The sequence below is a fragment of the Vibrio maerlii genome (genome assembly GCF_003415655.1).
Lineage (GTDB): Bacteria > Pseudomonadota > Gammaproteobacteria > Enterobacterales > Vibrionaceae > Vibrio > Vibrio maerlii.
Genome location: NZ_QRHC01000002.1, coordinates 135,368 through 157,070, shown reverse-complemented (window position 1 = coordinate 157,070; position 21,703 = coordinate 135,368). Strand labels below are relative to the sequence as shown.

Sequence of the window (21,703 nt, the reverse complement as noted above, 5' to 3'; positions counted from 1 at the left end):
AGGAAAAGTGTATGAACCCGCCGTCGTTTCTGTATATTGTTTCCTGTTATGAAAAAGGAATACCAATTGGGAATACACATGGACGTAAGAAGCCAACAATATTTAAATCAATACCTTGAATCGCTTACGGAAGAAAAGCGTTTACAATACACTTCGTTCAGCTCGGACTATTTTTGTGCGGATGAAGAGAACGCTAATATTTGTGCAGACTTGATTCTTCGCGGTGAAAAAACCGCATCATGCAGCCTAGATTACTGGTACAGTCATGAGGGTGAGTTAAGGCCAACAGTCGGGCACCTTCAAGTTGTGACGAAATGGGATGGTGAACCGGTTTGTATTATCGAACTCACCTCTGTGAACCAATGTGCCTATAATCAAGTGACTGCTGATTTTGCAGCTGCTGAAGGGGAAGGGGATAAATCGTTAGAGTGGTGGCGAAATGCCCACTGGCAGTTTTTTGCTAATGAATGCCAAGAGCTTGGTATTGAACCGAGTGAAGAAATGTTGCTGACTTTAGAGCGATTTAGGGTGGTATATCGTGCTTGAATAGCAAAAATGTCTACCTGAGTAATTATAGAGGTAGCCGGGGCTACCTCATTTTTCACATAGTTTACAGATTAATCTTCTTAACCATGCCCGCTTCTGCATGATCTGGGATGTTACACGCAAACTCTACCGCGTTATCACCATGGAAGTGCCACAACAACTGCTTCGCTTTACCTGGTTGAACGGTGACAGCGTTCCCCATATCATGGTCGTGATTGCTCATTTTCTTCATCATCTCTCGGTGCTCTAACTGTTCCTGAGCAGAGCCAATCGCGACTTCATGCTCTTGCTTGCCAAGGTTCATAACAACGAACTGAACCACATCGTTCGGCTCAATCTTTACCTCTTTTTTAAACGTGATGGTCATATCATCCTTTAAAAGCACGTGTACTACTTTGTCTGGCTTAGCACCCATTGCTGGCATACCAACTGCGGACATACCTTCCATATCCATCATCGAATGATCCATCTTGCTGTGGTCCATGCTCTCGTGGTTCATCGAGCTGTGGTCCATCCCTTCATGCTTCATGCGCTCAAGCAAGAATTCAAATATATCCACGGTTATTACTGATTAACGTTAACAAGCCATAAAACCAAAACGGCATCGTTTGTTGTTGTGCTGGATAACATAAAATCGCTTTATCCTAATTAAGGACAAAGCGATTCTTTTAGCAGTTAGCTTGTTGCTTAATGACTACAAAGTTTCAGCTAATGACTCAAAGGCTTGAACTCTGATTTTTGATGTTTCTCTTGCAGCATTAGACGCGCTGTCGGCAGAAGAGAATGTCGCAATCACAACGTTTCTATCTTGGTTGATGTAGAGGAACTGCCCAAACACACCACGATAAGTCGCAATATTTTTCTCGGAGTTATGTACCCACAAGAAATTCTTATACCCTTCTAGATGCGGGTCATACACAGCCCCGTCTTCCGCCTTGTAAACGCTGTTCATCATCATGGTGCGATCATGGTCATCTACGTTAAACGAATCTTTAACCCATTGCTCCGAAAAGACTTGCTCACCGTTGTATTCGCCGTTGTTCACCATCGCAAGGCCAACTCTCGCAAAATCACGCAGTGTAGTGCTATAACCACCGGTGGCGATTGGGTTGTAAGCAATATCGGTACTAAACATAGCCCCATGCTCGGCACCAAGCTTGTTCCAAATATTATCCGCGATGAATTCATTCAAAGGTTGCCCAGACACTCTCGCGATAACCCAGCCAATGACATCTACATTTGGGCTGTGATATTCAAAGGTAGAGTTAACGTCTAGCCCTTCTGCCTGCTCAAACATTCCCGCGAATCCAAGTAGACCTCTTGGGGTGTCATCTTGGGTTGGGTCAATTGCCATCAAATCGTAAGCGGGCATAAAGCCTAGACGGCGGAAATACTCAAAATGCACCTCTCCCGGAGACATATCAACGTAGTCTTCACTGTAATTGAGCGCTGACGTCATATTCAGTACTGTACGCAGCGTTTGATTACCAAAGTGAGTCCCTTTGAGCTCTTCAATATATGTGCTCACTTTCTCATTAACATCGACTTTTCCTTGCTCAACAAGTAAGCCAAGCGCCTGTCCAACCAGAGATTTAGTACTAGATGCCCACAAGTGTTTGTCTTTATGTGTAAAGTCGCCAAAGTACTCTTCATGCAAAACTTTTCCATCTTTAATCACAATAAAGCCATCAGTAAAGTCGTTAATCATCGCTTGTCTGAAGGTATATTCCGCATCGCCATAGGCAAATTTAGTATTCACCACTTCCGGTGAAAGTTTTTGCGGGATTTCACTAATTGCGCCGTCACGAGGCACCATAACGGATGGATGAATGCCCATATTCTGAAATGACCAGTGGTTGTTTGGATGTTCTAACCAGTTACTCAGGGTTACCTGTTCTGCTGGTTTGGCAGGTACAGTAGACATAGGTTTAATGTCTGCAAAGGCTGTCGCCGATAATGCGCTTGCAACAACCGCGGTGATGATTTGTGTCTTCATGCTTGAAATCTCCAAAGTGATACTTGGTATACGCGCTGAGAATAACGTGATAATTTCTAACATATAAATCCAAAATGTACGTCCTAAGCGTACAAAGGAAGATTATGATTTCTATTGAACAAGTCACTTGCTTTGCAAAAGTGTTTGAATTGCAAAGCTTTAGTGCAGCAAGCTCTGAACTTGGAAAGGCACGATCAACCATCCGAGAGCGAATAAATGCACTCGAAGATTTAATGGGTGTTGAGCTGTTTACGATTCAAGGAAAAAAGGCAATACCGACAGACGTTGCTCATCAGCTCTACCCAAGGGCACGTTTGCTTGCTCGGCAGTCTTTAGAGTTTGAGAACATCGCTTTTTCCGCCTACAAGGGAGAGCTTGATCGAATCACTCTTTACCATGACACCTCAACGCCCGTTCAGCTGCTAACCGCTATCGATCAAGTGGTAAAGCAGCGGTACAGCAGCATCATCATTAATTGGCTACAAAGAGATCGAGAACAGAGCCTGCAGGATGTCGAAAGCGGCAGTGCTTTCTTGGCTATTATGCCAGGTCATGGAATTTTGCATCCTAACTCTGGAGTTGGAAGCATTAATTTAGGGGCTTATTCACTTCATTTATTTTCATCTGCCACCTCTGTACTCGCCGAGAAACCAGTATCGATTGCTGAACTCGGCATAGAATTGCAGCTCATCCCAGAGAACGAGCTTTCTAACGAGCTGAGGCACACTAGAATCAGCTGTGATTTTGAGGTTGTGTCGTGTAAGAGGTTATTGATTGAGAAACTAAAAGTTAGAGGCTGGACGGTGTCTGCTCGCGAAGAAATGCAACCTCATATCGACAGTGGTGACATACGAGAGATAGAGGTAATAGAAGCACCAGGTATAGTGCGCCAAGATTGCATTCTATTTTACAACTTATCCTCAGAAGCCTCTCCAACCGAGTCTGAAATTATTACTACCGTTACTGAGGTTGCAAAAAACTATCTTAGTGATTGAGAGCTGAGCGAGATACTCGTTACTCAATGGTTTGGTTCACTCTCCACATCAACCACCGACCAACCTAGAGACTTGTATAGCAGGATTACATTCGTATAAACATAGAGATGATCTAGAAGGGTTTCTGACACCTGGATAACACCTCGGTTGAGCTAGCTCGCGATACTCTGCCCGCGCCAGTCAGGTGAAACATATAAAGCATTAATCCAGATTACTCCGAGCTATTAAGCGGCTCTTTAAAACGAGACTATGCCAATCCACCAATGACTTCATTGTTTCTTAGAGCAACCAACGCTGGTGGAAGCGTTAGCATTGGGTTGATTAAGGTCAACAGACCCAAATGATAAAACACAAAACAGCTCGTGTTGAGAGCTGTTTGTGTCTATTCGTTGAATGAACAGTTAGATTAGTTTACCGCTTCCAGATCCAGGATTGGGTTCCATTGACCTGACTTCACCTTATAACTTGAGCCGTAGGTTCTCCAGGTGACTGACCACTCATCCACACCATCCGTTGTAATGTTGTTGATGGCATCATCGCCGCAGTTGATACTAAGGGTGAATGTCCCATCCTCGTTAGGAACCGCATCTCGACTGTTAATTACGTTGTCGCCCACAGGCAATAACCAACCTTCTGCATCATACAAAGTGAAAGACCAAAACTCATCAACACGTGGATCTTCAAAGGTGGTCTGCATGCACTGAGTGCCTTCAATGTTGGTTGACATTTGGTAGTTATTGACGCTAAATGCCATCCCGCCCCAGCCCGCTGCGTTTGATAGAGAACGAGTTAATGGGTCAATCGTCTCTTCATTAAATGCGTACTCCAAGAAAATACCAGAACCAATCGCCTGCTTATTGAGTTTTGTCCAAAGTGCGTCACGTCCCGCTTTGTCATATTTTGGGGTGATGTACTCATTCGAGCCAAAGTTTGTGACTGACAGTGTCTTCTGCGCTTCACGAGCCTTCTCAATGCCTTCTTCTAAACCGATTCGGAAGATGATCAATACAAACCCATCGTGTGGTTTTACATCAATACCACCGGGAGTCCACACGTAATCTAATGCGAAGCCATTTTCATCGAGCACCAATGCAGACTGGAAAATGTCGTTGTCTGGTTGCTCGATATGGATACCCTTGGAGTTATCGTATAAACCAACGGTATAAAGGGTATCTCGGTTCGCTCGAATAGTTGGAGCAGGGCCTGCAGGGTAGTAATCAGTGAGGTGTACCAAGCTGTTGTTAATGCCCTTGCTTGCCCACTTATTGAAATTAACCGCAGCCTCTACTTCATCAAAATTTTCCATTGTGACTGGAATGGTAGAGTCATAATCCTTGCCATCAATCGCAATAGCGGCTTGTGCACCGGTAATGGTTAGCGTCGATAGAAGAAGTGTTGGGATTAAAGCTTTCATACATAAACCTATTTAAGTAATGAGTTAATAATTGATCCTTAACCAGCCAGCACTCCTTTGCTCAACCTGTGTGCACATCATATGAAGGTTTGCATTTTGCGTCTAATAACTAATAATCAAGACTAATTATGACTGTAGAGAATAATTGTGAGCACAAAGAAACCGAACGTATCATTGGCGAGAGTCGATCTTAATCTGCTTGTCATATTGGATTTACTGCTTAAGGAGCGGCATGTATCTCGTGTTGCCGAGAAGATGTTCGTTTCTCAATCCGCTATTAGCCGCTCGCTCAAGAAGCTGAGAGAGCTGTTTGACGATCCTTTGTTTACTCGCACGGCTAAAGGGTTGGTTCCAACGCACACAGCGTTACAATTACAAAAGGAGTTGGACGGGGTGTTGCCACTTCTCTCCGGTATTCTCAATAGAAGTGCTTTTGATGAGAGTACATGTGATGACACATTTCGAATCTCGGTTTCCCCTTTTATTGGGGCAGTACTAATTCCCCAACTGTTCATGAGGCTCCAAGAGCAAGCACCACAAGTAGGGTTGATTGAAGAGACGATTAAGAGCAATACTCTTCAATTACTGGATAATAATCAGATCGACTTTGCGTTTCATTATGAAGACCTAAAGTCTCCGAAGTATTGCTCTTCTTATATCGGTGATATTTATCCAGTCCTCTATGTCAGGGCAGGACACCCTCTGCTATCCCTTAACGCTCCGGAACTCCATCAGGTATTGGAATATCCGGTGGTCGGTAACCTGGTGGAAGATGAGGCGCATCAATCGATACGCATGCCAATCAACGCAGTGCTACAAGATCTAGTTCATCAGCACCAAAAGCCAAGCTTGCGAACTGCGCAAGCCGGTTCATTACTTAAGATACTCAAAGAGAGTGACAGTGTTTTATTCGGTTCGAATGGTTTAGAGGCTTTGCCGGGGTTTGGTGAAGAATTTGTTCAAGTCTATTCATTGCAAGAGGCCAAGCAGTATCGACTGCCAATCTACTTGCTTTATCATGTTCGAAATGAGAACAGTGAAGCCCACCAATGGCTGGCGGGCATCATCAAGGACTTGTCGGGCAAAATTATTGGGAGTAGCGAAAAGTAAATGCTCTTTGAGATAGTTATATCTTCACGCATCGAACCGTGAACATGTAGTCTTTTGAGCTAGTGGCGCGGCGAATTTCACCTTTGTGTGCATTCCACCAAGAGTAAGCCAGTGTTCGGATAATGCCTTTGTTTTTGGAAGCGCTGCTAGCTGTCCAAAACTCGGTGTAGGCACCTTCTGTGATATACCAACCGTTCCATTTTACGCCTGCAGGTCTGGCGAAGAAGTTGTGTTTGTTGACGAGCGATTGATCTACTTTTTTAAACGGGCCATCCGCTTGTGCTTCTTTGAGTTGCAAGCCTAGGTCATGTTCGCCACCACGCCAACCCTCTTGATGAAGCTCTTCTTCAGACATACCAATGGTTCGTTCAAGCACTTTCCAATCTTCATCGGTTGCAACACGCCAACCTTCTGGGCACAGGTTTCTTTCATCGGCGACGTCATGCCAGTTATAGAGTCGGCCATATTTTAACAGGTTCGCTTCATCATCTTTGGGAATGGCACCTGATCTCACATTTGTGCCATCTTGGAATTGGGTGCTTCTTAATCCTTCTGCAAGCCAAACTTGATCACCGATCGTGATTGTTCGATAGATGTTGCCTTCCACATCCTGCACCGTGTCTTTTAACTGATGTAGCGCTTCGTTGATGTCATTTGCTGAGGTTGTAGCAGCAATAGCCATACTGACTCCTATAGATAAGATGAACTTTTTCACGACAAGTAACCCTTCGTTGACTTTGTAAGGTTACTATATCTATCACTCTGTATCTAAACTAGGCGGAATGCTCTCTAAAAACTGCCTATTTGTATCGTATGTGTACTTTTAAGCTAGAGCATCGTAGCTCGCGCTTATTAGGCAATACTCTCGATTAGGTCCTTTGATTGACCCCATTGTTTGGGTGATTGACCATACATGCGCTTAAACTCACGGCTGAATTGAGAAGAACTGACATACCCAACGGCCATTGCTGCTTCGTTAACGGTCATCCCAGCCGCTATCTTCATTGCAGCTTTGTTGAGGCGCATCGATTTCATAAATTGGATAGGGGACATTTGGGTTGCCTGCTTGAACTTGCGGTGGAAAACCGCTCGGCTCATACCGACTAAAGACGCGAGATCATCGATGGTGACATTCTTACTCAGATTAAGCGAGAGGTATTCAATCGACTTGGCGATTTCGTTACCGATACCAAACGCTCTTCTTGCCGAGATACCAGCATCACCTTTCAGTACAGCGTAGTAGAGCTCGCGTAGGCGGCTTTCACCTAAGATCGCGATATCGGCAGTGTCTTCACCGAGTTGAAGTAATCTTAGTAATGCGTCTGAGAAGGCATCGTCCCAATTAGCCAGCGACATCCCTGGTGGTTGAGAGCTACTTTTCGGCAGCTTGATTGCGCCGGTTGTGCTTTCCATCTCTATCGCTAATTCTGTCATCACCTTCGTATCTAATGAGATATAAACGCCCAACAAAGGGTCTTCAGGGGAAGCTTCTGGCGTCCCCGCCTCAACGGGTAGAGAAACAGTGCAGCACATGTACTGGCTGTTGTCGTAGACGTAATGATTGCCATCGAGAATAGCTTCTTTCTTACCACTCAATATCACGACTACGGTTGGTTCATAAACTGCAGGTGCACAAGGGATAGAGTGGGTCACTCTAAATAAACTCACCCCTTTTATTCCAGATTCGATCATGCCGTCTTCAGTGATCCGGCTTTCGACTAGCTGTTTGATTTTCTGCTTCATTCTCTTCCTTAATGATAGGTTTGATACAAATAGGCATGTTTTAGAGATTAATTCGCCTATTTGTCTTGCCTTGTGAGATATATAGTTAAATCCACTTAACGATACTCCCACGAACAGCGGCATGCAAATAAATTTACACCGCTATTCATTAGTTCAATGAGATTAGCGAGGTTCACATTATGAAAACTCAACGACTTGGCAAAAAAGGCTGGACTCCAGAGCGTATTGGTTCGCTCAAGGGCAAGACCTATGTCATTACTGGAGCGAACAGCGGTGCTGGCCTTGAGGCCTCTCGCATCCTGCTATCAAAAGGTGCAAAAGTGGTGATGATGAACCGAAACCCAAACAAGTCTGAGGCTGCTATCGCGGTTTTGAAGCAATCACTAGGGCAAGACGTTGATGTGAGCTTCATTCAAATTGATCTTGGCGTCATGGCATCGGTTCGTAGGGCAGCTGAGGAGTTGCTAGAAACCACCGACTCGATTGATGCCTTGATCTGTAATGGCGCGATTGCACAGGTCCCGAGACAAGATATGACTGTTGACGGCTTTGAGAGTCAGTTAGGAGTGAATCACTTCGGTCATTTTTTGCTAACCGGTTTGTTGTTTGATCGCATCGAAGCGTCTAAGGGTCGAATCGTCATGGTTGGCAGCAACGCTTACAAGATGGGACAAAAACGTATTAAGTTTGAAGACCTCAATTTTGATCACAAATACACGGCTTGGGACTCTTACGCGCAAAGTAAACTCGCTCAGGTAATGTTTGGCTATGAATTACAACGACGCATTGAAGCAACGGGTAAACAAGTTGAGGTCCATGTTTGTCATCCTGGCGCTTCTCGCACCAATTTATTGATGGATACCGCAAGCACGTTCAATAAGATTATGTGGTCAATCATGTCTCGTATTATTGCTCAATCTGCAGAAAGAGGGGCCTGGCCGGAGGTGATGTGTGCGACAGAGCAAGGCTTACCAACTATGAAGCTTTATGGTCCAACGAAACGTGCCAATACTGTGGGCCCTGTCGGTGAAAACAAACTTGATGATGTTGCCCTTGATAAAGAAATGGCCTCTCAACTATGGGATCTATCACTAGAAAAAACCTCGCTAGAGTGGGGGTTGTAAGCTATGAGTGCACAAAAATTGATATTAAAAAGCTTGATGGCTTCGATTGTCGCAGCGGGCTTAATGGCTTGTTCTTCTCCAAATGTTTATGAAGACCTCAACGCGACCACGACACTAAAACGTGGCACGCATGAACTAGGGGTCGCTTTCGGTGGCGGTGGTGTTCGTGGATTTATGCACCTGGGAGTATTGAAAGCGCTAGAAGAAGAGGGAATCAAGCCTGATGTCGTCAGTGGAACATCGGCTGGTTCAATTGCCGCAACGTTATATGCGTCAGGAATGAGTTTAACAAAGATGGAAGTGGCCATTGGAGAGGTTGGTGTGTCAGACATCGCTGACTTTGTTGTCTCTTCAAAAGGGTTAGTTAATGGTAAAAGGCTGTCGGATTGGATTAACTCTCAAGTCGAGTACGATGATCTTGCCGCTATGCCGACTCCTGTAGCAGTGACAGCAACAAACCTAACCACTCAAGAGACCGTTATGATTCGTTCAGGTAACCCTGGTCATGCAGTTCAAACTTCGTCCACAATTCCTGGGGCATTTGTGCCAGTGCAGAATCAGGGCGATATATTGGTTGATGGTGGTGTTTTTAGCGTTGTTCCGGTGTACACCGCAAGAGAGCTAGGGGCTGAAAAGGTCATCGCTGTTGATATTTATTGTCACAACCAAACTACACCAGAAATATCTGCTAGCAAGATCACGCTCGCGGCGTTTCGAATGCAAAGTTGTCGTTTGTCTCAGGATGAATTAAACAGCGCAGATGTTGTGATTGCTCCGAAATTTGAGCCGAGCAGTAGTGGGGCATTTGATGAGAAAGCACAGGCGATTGAAGCTGGATACCTTGCGGCAAAAGAAATGATGCCACAGATAAAAGCGTTGGTTTTAGATGGCAACGCGAGTTAACTATTTCTTGTCGATATATTGCTCTTGAAACTCTCGTGGAGAATATCCCGTCGATTTCTTAAATGTGGTTGAGAAAGTTGTGACGCTTTCATAGCCTACCTCAAAGCAGGTGTCAGTAATTGATTTACCTGCTTTTAGAAGCGTTTTAGCGTTTGAGATACGTAGGTCTCTTAGGTAGTTTCTTGGTGTTAAACCATAGAGTTGCTTAAACATCCTTACATAGTGAAAGCGAGACATAAAAGCGGCTTTCGCTAGGTCGTTGAGTTCGAGCTGTTCTGCGTAATATTGTTCCATGAATGCTTTAGATTGCCGAACAAGGGTGAGGTGCTTATTTGGCTTTGATGCATCACCGTATAAGCGTTCCAGTTCCTGTTCATAGAAGGTTTTCTTAGGCATAGTTAGACTTCTTGGTTAGGTGCTCAACAAGCAGCTAAGCCCTCCCTTTTACTCCAGTACTTACAGTAATTGCATTATCTGAATGTAGTTGCCGCACGAATCGTCCAGTACCGCAATCATAACATTGCCCGCTTCACGTGGCGTAATAGAGAACTTAACTCCAAGCTGGATTAGTCGTTCGTATTCGCTCTGAACGTCATCCACTTCAAAGGTTGTCCAAGGTATTCCCGCTTCCTTTAGGGCATTTTGATACTGCTTGGCTGGTGCAAAAGCCATTGGCTCCAAAAGCAGTTCAACTCCGGCTTGCTCTTGGGGTGAAACAACCGTCAGCCATTTATGTTCGCCAAGTGGTACTTCTTTCTTTTTAATGAACCCTAATACATTGGTATAAAAGTCTAATGCCTTGTCTTGGTCGTTTACAGGTACGCTGGTAATTGTGATTCTCATTGTTCGTTGCCCTTGTCGTTTAACGTAAACACATCATAAGCAATACCCAGCAAATAACTTATTCTAGATTGCTTGAGTAAGTATAGATCGAGGAATGTGTGAGAATAAAAAGCCTGATACTAGGGTCTGTTGACCTTTCGAGGTTAAATTTTGTTCGAGATAAAATCGTTTTAGGCGCGGCAAGGGGTGTGTAGCCTAGTCACTCTAAGTAAATACCCCTTAACAAAGCATAAAACGATTTTAGCCGAACCCTTCGGGCAGCGTTTGTGCTTCATTTCTACTGCGTTATCGGCTTCTCATGTAGGCTAGCTACACATCAAAGCCTCTGCCTTGTAGAAATTTCCCACAAACTGCTGCAAAAACCAGCTCGAAAGGTCAACAGACCCTAAGTATCAGACCTCTAGTTTACAAAAATGTAAGAGCCTTAGAACTATAGGCGACAAAATAACTATGTTTACGAATTCAGCTTGGGATCCACACACGCATAAATCTGACCAATACTCTCTTTGCTTTGAATGAGGGATTCGGCCAAACGAGCCACTTCTGAGCGAGCGATGACGCCATGAACTTCCTCGTGTTGTGATAATTGACCGCTGTGGCTGACGTTACCATTTTTTAAGCCACCAGGGCGAAGGATCGTGTAGTCCAGCGAGCTAGACGTCAACCAAGCTTCAGCCAAAGATTTTTCTCGTACCGCTGCTCCAAACCCCTTGCGTGCAGCTTCGGATAAGTACTTCCATGTATCGCCACAACCAAGCGATGTCACTAACAAGAATCGATTTAGGCCATTTATCTCTAATGCATCGATGAGATGACGGTGACCAATATAGTCAACAGGAACATCGGCTCTAAAACTTCCCATTGTTGATATTGATATAGCACCTTCAGGCAATTGAGACACCACTTGCTCAACTTGGGCTTTGTCTGTGGCATCGCAACTGAAAGATGCGAGTTTGTACTCCTCGATTTTGGGGTTCTTACTTGGGTTTCGCGCGACCGCGATAACCTCATAGCATTGAGCATGGAAGTATTCGACCATAGCTGCACCTAATCCACTTGCAGCACCCCAAATTACGATTTTTTGCATATTAACCTCTAAGATAGATTTACCTCATGAGGTTAAAAGTGCTTGAACAAAGAAATCTTACGTTAGATCAACTAACTCAATGATAATGAATATCATTACCTTGAATGTGAGGATTATTTGTAAGAAAAGGTAAATGCCCTCAATTTTAGGGCTTTAGTCAAGCCTAAAGGGAGAAAACAGGTGACATGCCCGCATCTTGCCCTTGCATTAAAAGAGCGCCGAGAATGAGAAGTAAAACTCCCCCAAACAGTTGTAAGTATTGTCCAGCTATCTTTAATGAAGCTGAACTCTTTTTATTTCCCATGGCTAAATATCGTTTCACTAGATGTTTACCCGTTAACGTCATCATCGCGATGATGGATGTTGTTAATGCGGTGCCTACTGCCATTGCTAACGCACTAAGAACGCCCATCCAATAAATGCCAACCACATTTGCAAAAAGTAAGACCATGACAGCACCCGTGCACGGTCTCAATCCGATAGACATAATTAAGCCGGCGTATTCTTTTAGTGAATTGGCTTGGTTGATTGCATCTGCATCTGCGACGTGTTTATGCCCACAACCACAATCTGCATGTGAATGATGAGTATGCTTAATACTCCCAATTGCTGCTGATTGGAACGTTATCGCAGGCGCAGATAGTGAGGATTGGGCAGAAATTGGGGTAAGGTTTTTCACCTTGAGCTTTTCTTGGCGCATTGATTGAAAAATTTGCTTGAGTGCTTTCCAACAAATCCATGCACCCATCACCGCAACAAGGGCAAAGCTTAACATGACAAATGAGTTTGCTTTCTCATTGACAACACGCATTGATGCACTGAATCCCCATATTAGAACGCTCACCAGAGTAATAGCCACGAGCGCTTGGGCTAAGGCTGAAACAATGGTCAGAACTAAACTCGCTTTTGCTTTTGCTGGGTGAGTGGCGAGATAGGTGGATACGATGACTTTTCCGTGTCCAGGGCCAAGAGAATGAAGCATGCCGTAGACAAAACTAAAACCAATCAGGTAACTACCGGCAACCCATGGGTTTTCGGTTGTCTCGTAAAGTAAGTCGGCGAGTTCAGAGTTGACCTCTCTCTGCCATTGAATGCTTGTTAGAACTAGTGAAGGCCACATTAACCACAACTGATAAAGTCCCAGGCCAATCAATAGCAAGGCACAAAGCATGATTAAGTAATGGTGAGTGTTAAGCTGAGCGTTTTTCATGTTTTGTACTTATGTCCAATTTGGTTTGTACGTAGTAATGGTGGTGCGAGATATTTGAAACTGAACATTACAAAGCGGCACAGTGGATGTCTATCGACTGAGTAAATAGCTGACCTAGCGTATTGTCTGGGTCAGCATCTGCAGGTAAAGACATGGCATAACTCATTTGCTCTGGCGTTGGGTTTGGTTCAATAAGTTTTAAACCGCACTGTTTAGCGAGTTCTGTTGAGAGAACGACATCAGTCTTAGATTGCCAAGCCATATCGACGTAATAACTCGGGTCGAAAATGAGTAATCGTAAGGAGTCTCGGGTTATTGGCTTGGGTTTAGATAATGGTAGGTGAAAGCTCAGAACAAGTTTTGCGCGATCACGAGTAAACTTAGCATCTTCAACCACTTTGTATCGAATAGGCTCTTCACCGTCATAAAAATAAGTGAAGTAGTGCTCATAAAGCATGTTCTCAATAACGGATGCAGCAAGGCCTTGAAAAACCGCTTCTTCGTTTTCTTGTGTTATGTTTTCACCATCAAGCATATAAGCAGAGGTCATCGCATCGAAGCTCCACTCCATATCGAAACCTGTTATTAATCCGTTTTCTCCCTCTATTTCGGTTTTGATATCTATCCAAGAGTGAGGGTGGGCATGACTTTTATATGCAAAACTCAGCGAGAGAATTACAATGGGCACACTCAATGCGATATCACGAAATAGGTGAGTGGCAAGAGTATTGCGTAGCGGTCGTGTGAAGTGACTAAGTAGTCGAAAGGGGTTCGGCGATAGTAGAGTCATGCTAGGATTCGGTTTTTTACTTAATGTTAAAATATAACATTAAGTAAGCTGCGAGGTGTAGCTAACTCAAGACCTAAAATATGCAGGGTAGAGGTTTATTGTTAGGAAAAGTAATGGTTGGCATGGCGATGCTTAAATCAAATGAATCCCGAAATGTTTGGTGATTAGGCTGACCACGCCGAAACACACTATTGAAATGATGCAGCAGATCCCAAGAGTAAGCCAAAAAGAGTACTTACTTAATAGAAAAGGAAACGCGAGAAACATAGGGAGTGTAGGGAGCACATACCAGAACGTGAAAAAAGCATGATTGGAGAGCTTTTTACTTCCTTGGCCGTCGATATACATCCAAATCAAAGCAAGGATGGTGACCGTCGGTAATGCGGCTACCAGAGCTCCAAGCTTGTCACTTCGCTTAGCAACTTCTGATATCAGAACCACGATAGCAGCCGTAGTTAAGTATTTAATTGCTACCCATAACATAACCACCTCCTATCTAAACATTATTAGTCTAGTTGAATAAAGTCTTGTTATGTCATGGATTTGTCGTCACTTTTAGCGATGAATACGTCGGTTAAAGTGCTAAAAATTGAACCTTAGTCATGCCGTAATAAAGCTTATCATCAAAGCCATGATCCATCTTGAAGTAGTCTTTTTGACGTCCTTCTTGGCTAAAACCACATTTCTCAAGTGTCTTATGAGAACCGACATTCCCCGCGTAACAATCTGCACTAATCTTATGAGCGCCAAGTTCGTTAAAACCGATATCCATCATCATCTGGCATGAACGTGTCGCGATACCTTTACCCCATGCACATACTGGTAGCTGGTATCCGACTTCATAATTACCCCGAAGGAACATCACTTGAGTCACGGCTGTCATTCCCATGTATTTGCCGTGTAGGTCACGGATAACAAACGTTGGGTTATCAGGCCACTCGCCATCTTTGATGGCTTGCTGGGTGTTTTCAATGATTGGGCTTAAGAAACCTTGGTATAAACTCTCATCTGCTGGAGCAAAGAATAGGTAGGTGTTTACTCGGTTATCATCGAACATCTCAATGATGTTTTGTAAATCGTTTGGCTGAATAAGGGCGATAGTCAGGTCTTCGCCAAATGGGATTGCTTTGCCTTGTTTTAGTTTTGTGTATGACATTGTTTGTTTACCTCGTTAATTGTGGGCAATCTTACTTGAGCTATCTAGGGAAGAATTGAATATTTGCGACAATTTGAATAATCACAGGGTTAGGGCTCAAAATCCCCATAGATATCAATAGTCAGGTCTCTATGCTTTAAGTAACCCGCAGGCGTCTTTTTGAGCAACTGCTTGAGTGTTCGAATGAGATGAGATTGATCGCTAAAGCCAAATTGGTGAGAGAACGCTGCCCAATCGATGTCGTGTTGCTGTGCATACAGAGACAGTATGACTTGCTCGAGTCGCAGCATTTGTTGGTATTTTTTGAGGCTGAGTCCTATAACTTGTTTGAAGTTGCGCTCTAGGGTTCTTCGTGAACAGGCACACTGCTTTGCGATGAAATCAATTTCCGGCAGTTCTTGAGGTGATTGGTCCATCAGAGAAACGGCTTGCTGAACGTTTTTAAAAACTCTGTCTGGTGCTGGCTCAATACCTAATTGCGTGAAGTGATTCTGTAAAGTTGTGATTAGCACTTCTGAGTTTATATCTTTCCAAAGCTGTGCTTGAAAGTTTTCACTAAACATCTCATCTAACCATGAGTACCAGCCACATCGATTAGGTTGGTATTGAGAGGTTAAAAGGCTTAGGGCCTCAGGACGAAAGGTGATACCAATGCGCTTTAGCGGCGCTTCATCTTCAAGTAGCAGCAGGTTTTCGTTGGCTGTGAGCAGGTGATTTCCTTTGCCCTTTAAAACCTCGCTGCCGTTGTTGTAGCTGTAGGTTTGCTTAGGTGGTGTAAATAAAAGGTGTGCTCTTGGATTTGGAATAAGATGTGGCTTGGGCTCAATGACTTCTCCTTCCGTCACCTCTAAATACCAAACTTGGTGGACTAACCATTCGTACCCTGGTAAGGATTGTTTCCAGGCAATCATGCTTCTTTACTCGCTGTTTCCATTACCTAGAATAGTAGCAATATCTATTGCGGATGGAGAGAAGTTATTGAAAGTTAAGCGATCGGAACTTATGTCGTTTCCACATTACCTGAAGTGCGTATCGCTTTGTTATTTGCAGTAATTGTTCTCTTAATAATCAAAACCCTATTTGGAATAATTGTTATTCCAAATAGTTAGGGCGTTTTTCGCTAACCTACCAGGCTCCGAGAGTATTTACTCAAATTAATGCAACTTATAAGGTAAAACATGCGCAAACTATCTGTGCTTATTCTGTCTCTTTTGGCGTCTTCAACACTTGTTGCTGAGGAAAAGCACCACGAGGATCCAACCAAAATTGTTACCAAAGCAGGGATTGCGTACAACGATGAAGTAAAATTTTCTGGCTCGATTGGCTTAGATGAAGCAAGAATGATCAATGCTCGTATCAGCGCTGATGCTGATGAGTGGCGCGTGGGTGGTTCATGGCTTCTACCAATGGGTATTGTGAATTTTAACTTCAGCCGCACCGATTTTGATAATGATGCTTATCGCAATAACTACAGTATTGGTACGTTTGTTCCACTGAGTTACTTTGGTATTGAACCTATGGGATGGCAGATCTTCCCGATGGCTGGGTATAGCTACAATGATGGTGAAATAGCGGTATTTGATGATAGCTCTGTGAGTAATGATTACATCATGATGCCAACTTCAACTCATGGTGGTTATGTGGGTGCTTTTGCTCTTAAACCACTCACTGACAAATGGTCAATGATGACGTTTGCTGGTGGCTCGATGGGTTCTGATGACTACTCTGGCTATTGGGGTGGTGCTGGTGCAAGCTACAAGATCTCTGATGCGCAGTCGTTTAACTTTTTTGGCATTCTTGCTGAGGATGATTTTGGTGAGAACAACAGCGTAGGTGCGTCTTACACCTACGAATTTCAATAGATTCATTGAGGGAAAGTACTTTTGTTACCCTAAGTGTACTTTTCCTTTGTTCTCGGCATTCCATTTTCCAACTAAGTCGTTAACGATGGGTTCAATGACAGATTGTAGCCATTTCATTTTTGGAGAGTTTCTTCTTGATGACTTCAAGACCATAGCGACTTCCAGATTAAGCTCTGTAGCTTGAGAGTCTTCGTGGTGAGGGGCATATCTTAAGGTGTAGCAAGTTTCCATGAGCTGATTCATCAAAGCATAGTTATCTACATATAGAGTTGGCTCGATCGTATCGTCTAAAACTTGAAAATGATTGGTGTAGTCGTTTACTCCGGAAATCAGAAACTTCACATATTCCCCATTTCTATTCCCATCTAAGAATCCAGAACCGTTATGTAATTTTCTCTGATAAAACACTTGAGAGCGGTCTGTGAGAATATGCAGGCCAAGATCAACTTCTTCATTCTCTATTAAGTTTTCACTGAGCTTACTCCAAATACGCATTTCAATAATGGCGTCGGTTTCTTGCCTCAGAGTTTCAATGATCTGTTTGCCAATAGCAATCAGATAGGGTTCTACGATGTGCAGGGTGACTTTATCGACTTGCTTAGGGTCGAACTCTTCTGGATTCAGTGCAAGGTTCACTTGATCAAACGCATCTCTGAGCTTGGGTTCGATACTGAGGGCATACGAGGTCGGGGAAAGCCCCTCGACACTTCGAACAAACAAGGGGTCATCCAGATCCTCTCGAAGCTGAGCCAAGACTTTTGAAACATAGGATTGAGAGCGCCCCAATTTCAACGCCGCTCGTTGGGTTGAATGGGTTTGCATTAGTGTGAGGAAAACTTGTAATGCGTTAAGATCTCTCATATTTCTTCCCTATGTTCAGACTATTAGAAACATAGCATGATTAACGGTTTAATGACCATTAGAAGGAAGAGATAGCCCGATAGAAAATGTATCGAGCTTTGTATTTGAGGGATTAATACAAGATGCCATCGACCAAGACACTTTGAGTCTTGTAGTTACTGTTTAATATCGTGGCGGATGCTCGATAACCTGTGTGGAGCTTTCCAAGATTCATCTGCTTAATCGCTTCAGCTGGATAAGTAGAAGCCATTCTTAGCGCTTCATTTTCAGGAATGCCCCAACTAATTACGTTGGCTATAGAGTCATCCATACCGATATGAGCGCCAGCGAGGCTACCATTGCTGTTAACCAGTTTATTATCTTTAACGCTGATTTCTTCTCCATCGAGCTCAAAACTCAGCTGCTCACTGCCAACTGTTGCCATTGCGTCAGTAACGATTATCAATTTTCCTTTAGGTTTAGACTTGTAACTCAATAGAACGTTTTGCGGATGCACATGTATACCGTCGGTGATGATTGAGCACCAAGCACTGTCGGAATTCAGCGCTGCTCCAACGACTCCTGGTTCACGACCCTCTAGCGGTGACATGGCATTAAATAAATGAGTGAATCCATTGATATAACTCAGCTTATCGTATAGTTGTGCAGACGTTGCATTACTATGACCACAAGAGATGGTGACGCTCTTTTCTAGAAGCCATTGTAGCGTTTCTATCTCTAGCTTCTCCACGGCTGCGGTAACTAATATCGGAGCCTGAGATGGCCAATGAAATAACTCTAACTCCTTGATTGTAGGTGCATAGAATAGATTAGAGTCATGCGCCCCTTTTTTATTTTTGTTGAGCCAAGGGCCTTCCAAATGGATCCCAAGTAAACCAGGCTCTTTATCTTGAAGACCATGCTCTGTAGCGTTTAATGCTTGCTGTATATTTGCTGGTGTGGAGCTGATCAAAGTAGGCAACAAATGAGCAGTACCATGCTTTCGATGAGCTGAGCAAATTGTACTAATGCCACTAGGTGTTATGTCGTTATTGAACATGACACCGCCACCACCATTAACTTGAAGATCTATAAAGCCTGGGCAGATCAACGCGTCTGAGAAGTGCTCGACTTCAATGTTGGCTCCCAAATCGCTAATGGGGACGATCGAGTGAATAGTGTCATCTTTCCAAACCAAGGCTGCATTGACGTGATAATCTTGTCCATCAAAGATTCGACTCGCTGAAATAGCTTTGAATGTCATTCTTTATTCCTCGAACTGATGCGCTGCACCAAGTAAGCAAGCGTCATAGTCGCCCTTGGCGGCGACCACATTCACTCTAAAAGGTCGCGGCTTTGATTGAATCGCTTGATTTACTCTTCGGAGATAGCCTTTTGCTAAACCAATACCACCACCTAGAACAACCGTATCCAAGTCAAGCGTTGCTCTCAGATTGCAGCACAGAGTTGCAATAGCAATGGCACTGCGGTTGATGATTCTTTCCGCTTCTGAGTTGATGTTGGCTTGTTCGAATAATTCAATATTACTTAACTGCGGGATCATCGTCTCGGAGCTCAGCTTTTGGATAGCAGTGCCAGAAGCAATAGCCTCAACACACCCTGTTTGACCACATCCACATATGGGGCCATTAGGATTAATTGATGTATGTCCTATATGTCCTGCGAGTCCTGAAGAGCCTTGGTGCAGTTTTCCATCTATGATGATTCCTCCACCCACACCGGTAGAAACCGTAATGAATGCCATATTAGCCCTAGGTTCGTCCAGTTGTACGAACTCATACCAAGCGGCAGCTTGAGCATCATTGAGCATTTTTACCGGCTTGTCAGTTGCGGCTTCAAGTGCTTGGGCAAGCGGGAAAGGGGTTGGAAAAGAGAGAGTATCTGGATTTATTGCAGAGATACCTTCTTTACTGACTAGGCCAGTTGTTGATACACCAATAGCCTCAACTCCCGACATCCAATCTTTCGTGTATTCTAAGAGAACTTGAGCAAACTGTTCAGCGCTTTGAACACAAGGCGTAGCTATTTGTACTCGTTCTAGCAGCGAACCATTATCTACGAGCCCGATAGCTATCTTTGTCCCTCCGATATCAATGGCTAGTATGCGCATTTCCTACCTCTACAGCTTGTGTTGCTGAGTTAAACCAGCCTGTCACGATTTCCAAACGCGTAATGGCAGAACCAACGGTTACTGCTGTTGCTCCTGCTTTTATTGCTTCGGCAGCTAACTCAGGGGTGTTATAGCGTCCTTCTGCCATTGTAAAGAAGCCAGCTTGTGAAAACTGTTTAACAAGTTCCAAATCTGGTTCAGTAGGTTCATCTCCCCCCACATAACCGGATAGGGTAGACCCTATGATCTCTACACCTTGCTCATGTGCCCAAAGGCCATCTTCAAAACAAGAACTATCTGCCATTGCGTAACAACCTGAGTTCTTAATCGTTTGAGCGATGCGTTCCCTGGTTTCAGGCCTTTCTCTATCGGTGGCATCGAAAGCGATGATGGTTGCTCCTGCATTAGCAAGTGCATCAACGTCACTCGCGTAAGGGGTGATGCGTACCGGACTGCCCGTTAAGTCACGTTTCACGATACCGATAATTGGTACACTTACTGCGGCAGAAACAGCAGAAACATTGTCTGCACCCTCGATACGCAGCGCCTTAGCTCCGGCTTGCTCGGCAGCCATAGCCATTGCGACGATAAACTCGGTTTTTTCTAAAGGGCTGCCTACAACAGGTTGAATTGATACAACAGTTTGCCCTGATAAAGATGCCTTTAACTCACTGATACTTAAATTTTTTGTTTTCACGTTTGGACCCCATAAATCAAGCGTTGAACTGCGGAATGGTAGTCAGTCCAAGACCACCACAATTCGTCTAATCAGTATGCCAATTGATAATGTTGGCGAATTTTTGTCCGCGATCACATTTTGTTAAAAGTAGGTTTGAAAATAATCTTCACCGCAATAATAATCCATAACGAAGATTTTTTTCAAACAAAATAAAAGTTTTTTTTAAATCAGTGAAACAAGATAAAAATCGAATAGAAAGGGAATAATATGAACGCCATCAATAAACTTACTATCGCTATGCTGACTCTTGGATGTGCAGTCTCTGTGAACGCTGAAACAACCTTAAAAATGGGCATGCAAGCATCTGTAGGCTCTGTGGAATACACATCAGCAAAACTACTTGCGGATACCATTGATGAGATGAGTAAAGGTGAGCTTAAGCTTGCACTGTATCCAAGTGCACAACTGGGTGATGACCGTGCGATGCTGCAACAGTTGAGCTTGGGAGACCTTGATATTACCTACGCTGAATTTGGCCGTATGGGATTGTGGATCCCAAGAGCAGAAGCGGTCACCCTACCTTATGTTGCTCGTGATTTTGAACACTTACGCCGCATGTTCGATTCAGAATTTGGCCAAGGTATCCGTGAAGAGATGCTGACTAATTTTAATTGGCGAGCATTGGACACTTGGTATAATGGTACGCGAGAAACAACTTCTAACCGCCCTCTAAATAACATTGAAGACTTCAAAGGTCTTAAGCTTCGAGTACCAAACGCAAAACCGAATCTAAACTACGCGAAGCTATCAGGTGCTGCTCCAACCCCTATGGCTTTCTCTGAGGTTTACCTTGCTCTACAAACCAACGCCGTTGACGGTCAAGAAAACCCACTTCCTACCATTAAAACTATGAAGTTCTATGAGGTCCAAGGCAATTTGGCGATGACGAATCATATTGTCAACGATCAAATGGTCATCATCTCCGAAACGACTTGGCAGAAGCTCTCTAAAGAAGAACAAGATATTGTCTCTAAAGCGGTAGCTAAAGCGGGTGAGGCGCACACTGCATCGGTTAAGAAACAAGAAGCAGAGCTGGTCTCTTTCTTTGAAAAAGAGGGTGTTAATGTGACTTACCCAGATCTCGCACCATTCCGTGACGCAATGCAGCCGCTATACGCAGAGTTTGAAGACAAGATTGGTGAGCCTGTAGTTAAGAAGCTATCGGCGATGTAGAGAGTAGACATATAAGTCTATTTCTAACTTTGGACTGGCCT

At 43.9% G+C, this 21,703-nt stretch carries 23 protein-coding genes and 2 pseudogenes; 7 read left to right on the top strand and 18 right to left on the bottom strand.

The features are described 5' to 3' along the window. Nucleotides 1–78: 78 nt before the first annotated feature. A complete protein-coding gene (locus DPF91_RS01650; RefSeq protein ID WP_117232692.1) occupies nucleotides 79–546 on the top strand; it encodes an ASCH domain-containing protein in 468 nt (155 codons plus the stop codon). Between the two features lie 64 nt (nucleotides 547–610). On the opposite strand, the gene copI is transcribed toward DPF91_RS01650, so the two are convergent. Together copI and DPF91_RS01640 are read right to left on the bottom strand one after the other, a co-directional pair. Further along, on the bottom strand, nucleotides 611–1,075 hold the full coding sequence (copI, locus tag DPF91_RS01645) for a copper-resistant cuproprotein CopI (protein ID WP_117233183.1): 465 nt from the start codon (nucleotides 1,073–1,075) through the stop codon (nucleotides 611–613). A gap of 165 nt (nucleotides 1,076–1,240) precedes the next feature. After that, the gene (locus tag DPF91_RS01640; RefSeq protein WP_117233182.1) at nucleotides 1,241–2,542 is read right to left on the bottom strand and encodes a serine hydrolase domain-containing protein; all 1,302 of its coding nucleotides are present in this window, start codon (nucleotides 2,540–2,542) and stop codon (nucleotides 1,241–1,243) included. A 104-nt stretch (nucleotides 2,543–2,646) separates the two neighbouring features. Between DPF91_RS01640 and DPF91_RS01635 the strand changes: the two genes are divergently transcribed. After that, nucleotides 2,647–3,537 carry a LysR family transcriptional regulator gene (locus DPF91_RS01635; RefSeq protein ID WP_164683985.1) on the top strand — a complete coding sequence of 297 codons (891 nt, stop codon included), beginning with the start codon at nucleotides 2,647–2,649 and terminating at the stop codon, nucleotides 3,535–3,537. A 23-nt stretch (nucleotides 3,538–3,560) separates the two neighbouring features. On the opposite strand, the pseudogene DPF91_RS22205 reads toward DPF91_RS01635, so the two are convergent. Further along, a pseudogene (locus DPF91_RS22205) lies at nucleotides 3,561–3,841 on the bottom strand (GNAT family N-acetyltransferase); the annotation flags it as partial. Between the two features lie 102 nt (nucleotides 3,842–3,943). Beyond that, the gene (locus DPF91_RS01625) at nucleotides 3,944–4,951 is read right to left on the bottom strand and encodes a DUF1214 domain-containing protein (RefSeq protein ID WP_117232690.1); all 1,008 of its coding nucleotides are present in this window, start codon (nucleotides 4,949–4,951) and stop codon (nucleotides 3,944–3,946) included. Between the two features lie 147 nt (nucleotides 4,952–5,098). On the opposite strand from DPF91_RS01625, the gene DPF91_RS01620 reads away from it, so the two are divergent. Continuing rightward, nucleotides 5,099–6,061, top strand: a complete 963-nt coding sequence (locus tag DPF91_RS01620; protein WP_241033738.1) for a LysR family transcriptional regulator — start codon at nucleotides 5,099–5,101, stop codon at nucleotides 6,059–6,061. Between the two features lie 16 nt (nucleotides 6,062–6,077). Here DPF91_RS01620 and DPF91_RS01615 read toward each other — a convergent pair whose 3' ends face one another. Next, nucleotides 6,078–6,743: a fibrobacter succinogenes major paralogous domain-containing protein gene (locus tag DPF91_RS01615; protein WP_117232689.1), complete on the bottom strand. Its 666-nt coding sequence runs from the start codon at nucleotides 6,741–6,743 to the stop codon at nucleotides 6,078–6,080. Between the two features lie 170 nt (nucleotides 6,744–6,913). After that, nucleotides 6,914–7,804, bottom strand: a complete 891-nt coding sequence (locus DPF91_RS01610; protein ID WP_117232688.1) for an AraC family transcriptional regulator — start codon at nucleotides 7,802–7,804, stop codon at nucleotides 6,914–6,916. Between the two features lie 179 nt (nucleotides 7,805–7,983). Between DPF91_RS01610 and DPF91_RS01605 the strand changes: the two genes are divergently transcribed. Both DPF91_RS01605 and DPF91_RS01600 read left to right on the top strand, forming a co-directional pair. Beyond that, complete coding sequence (locus DPF91_RS01605; protein ID WP_117232687.1) at nucleotides 7,984–8,928, top strand: SDR family oxidoreductase; 945 nt, start codon at nucleotides 7,984–7,986, stop codon at nucleotides 8,926–8,928. A gap of 3 nt (nucleotides 8,929–8,931) precedes the next feature. Then, a complete protein-coding gene (locus DPF91_RS01600; RefSeq protein WP_206355527.1) occupies nucleotides 8,932–9,831 on the top strand; it encodes a patatin-like phospholipase family protein in 900 nt (299 codons plus the stop codon). Here DPF91_RS01600 and DPF91_RS01595 read toward each other — a convergent pair whose 3' ends face one another. The 8 genes from DPF91_RS01595 to DPF91_RS01555 all read right to left on the bottom strand — a co-directional run bounded on the left by DPF91_RS01595 (nucleotide 9,832) and on the right by DPF91_RS01555 (nucleotide 15,828). Continuing rightward, nucleotides 9,832–10,227 (bottom strand): helix-turn-helix transcriptional regulator, encoded by a 396-nt coding sequence (locus tag DPF91_RS01595; RefSeq protein WP_117232686.1) that lies wholly within the window; start codon nucleotides 10,225–10,227, stop codon nucleotides 9,832–9,834. 60 nt (nucleotides 10,228–10,287) lie between these two features. Continuing rightward, complete coding sequence (locus DPF91_RS01590; protein ID WP_117232685.1) at nucleotides 10,288–10,674, bottom strand: VOC family protein; 387 nt, start codon at nucleotides 10,672–10,674, stop codon at nucleotides 10,288–10,290. Nucleotides 10,675–11,128: 454 nt separating this feature from the next. After that, nucleotides 11,129–11,761: an SDR family NAD(P)-dependent oxidoreductase gene (locus DPF91_RS01580; protein ID WP_117232684.1), complete on the bottom strand. Its 633-nt coding sequence runs from the start codon at nucleotides 11,759–11,761 to the stop codon at nucleotides 11,129–11,131. A gap of 163 nt (nucleotides 11,762–11,924) precedes the next feature. Beyond that, nucleotides 11,925–12,971, bottom strand: coding sequence for a nickel/cobalt transporter (locus tag DPF91_RS01575; protein ID WP_117232683.1), 1,047 nt, complete (start codon nucleotides 12,969–12,971; stop codon nucleotides 11,925–11,927). Nucleotides 12,972–13,038: 67 nt separating this feature from the next. Beyond that, nucleotides 13,039–13,761, bottom strand: coding sequence for a DUF1007 family protein (locus tag DPF91_RS01570; RefSeq protein WP_117232682.1), 723 nt, complete (start codon nucleotides 13,759–13,761; stop codon nucleotides 13,039–13,041). Nucleotides 13,762–13,893: 132 nt separating this feature from the next. Then, nucleotides 13,894–14,244 carry a DUF3147 family protein gene (locus DPF91_RS01565; protein WP_117232681.1) on the bottom strand — a complete coding sequence of 117 codons (351 nt, stop codon included), beginning with the start codon at nucleotides 14,242–14,244 and terminating at the stop codon, nucleotides 13,894–13,896. 91 nt (nucleotides 14,245–14,335) lie between these two features. After that, nucleotides 14,336–14,917, bottom strand: a complete 582-nt coding sequence (locus DPF91_RS01560) for a GNAT family N-acetyltransferase (RefSeq protein ID WP_117232680.1) — start codon at nucleotides 14,915–14,917, stop codon at nucleotides 14,336–14,338. An 89-nt stretch (nucleotides 14,918–15,006) separates the two neighbouring features. Continuing rightward, nucleotides 15,007–15,828: a helix-turn-helix domain-containing protein gene (locus tag DPF91_RS01555; RefSeq protein WP_117232679.1), complete on the bottom strand. Its 822-nt coding sequence runs from the start codon at nucleotides 15,826–15,828 to the stop codon at nucleotides 15,007–15,009. 267 nt (nucleotides 15,829–16,095) lie between these two features. Here DPF91_RS01555 and DPF91_RS01550 point away from each other — a divergent pair, with 267 nt between their 5' ends. Continuing rightward, nucleotides 16,096–16,779 (top strand): hypothetical protein, encoded by a 684-nt coding sequence (locus DPF91_RS01550; RefSeq protein ID WP_117232678.1) that lies wholly within the window; start codon nucleotides 16,096–16,098, stop codon nucleotides 16,777–16,779. 24 nt (nucleotides 16,780–16,803) lie between these two features. On the opposite strand, the gene DPF91_RS01545 is transcribed toward DPF91_RS01550, so the two are convergent. The 4 genes and pseudogenes from DPF91_RS01545 to DPF91_RS01530 form a co-directional block, all read right to left on the bottom strand. Continuing rightward, complete coding sequence (locus tag DPF91_RS01545) at nucleotides 16,804–17,640, bottom strand: LysR family transcriptional regulator (protein WP_117232677.1); 837 nt, start codon at nucleotides 17,638–17,640, stop codon at nucleotides 16,804–16,806. A gap of 112 nt (nucleotides 17,641–17,752) precedes the next feature. After that, on the bottom strand, nucleotides 17,753–18,883 hold the full coding sequence (gene nagA / locus DPF91_RS01540) for an N-acetylglucosamine-6-phosphate deacetylase (RefSeq protein WP_117232676.1): 1,131 nt from the start codon (nucleotides 18,881–18,883) through the stop codon (nucleotides 17,753–17,755). A 3-nt stretch (nucleotides 18,884–18,886) separates the two neighbouring features. After that, nucleotides 18,887–19,750 (bottom strand): N-acetylmannosamine kinase, encoded by an 864-nt coding sequence (locus DPF91_RS01535; RefSeq protein ID WP_117232675.1) that lies wholly within the window; start codon nucleotides 19,748–19,750, stop codon nucleotides 18,887–18,889. Continuing rightward, nucleotides 19,738–20,447, bottom strand: a pseudogene (locus tag DPF91_RS01530) (putative N-acetylmannosamine-6-phosphate 2-epimerase). The gene DPF91_RS01535 and the pseudogene DPF91_RS01530 overlap by 13 nt, the downstream one beginning before the upstream one ends. Before the next feature lie 249 nt (nucleotides 20,448–20,696). On the opposite strand from DPF91_RS01530, the gene DPF91_RS01525 reads away from it, so the two are divergent. Then, nucleotides 20,697–21,662, top strand: a complete 966-nt coding sequence (locus tag DPF91_RS01525) for a sialic acid TRAP transporter substrate-binding protein SiaP (protein WP_117232673.1) — start codon at nucleotides 20,697–20,699, stop codon at nucleotides 21,660–21,662. Nucleotides 21,663–21,703: the final 41 nt, after the last annotated feature.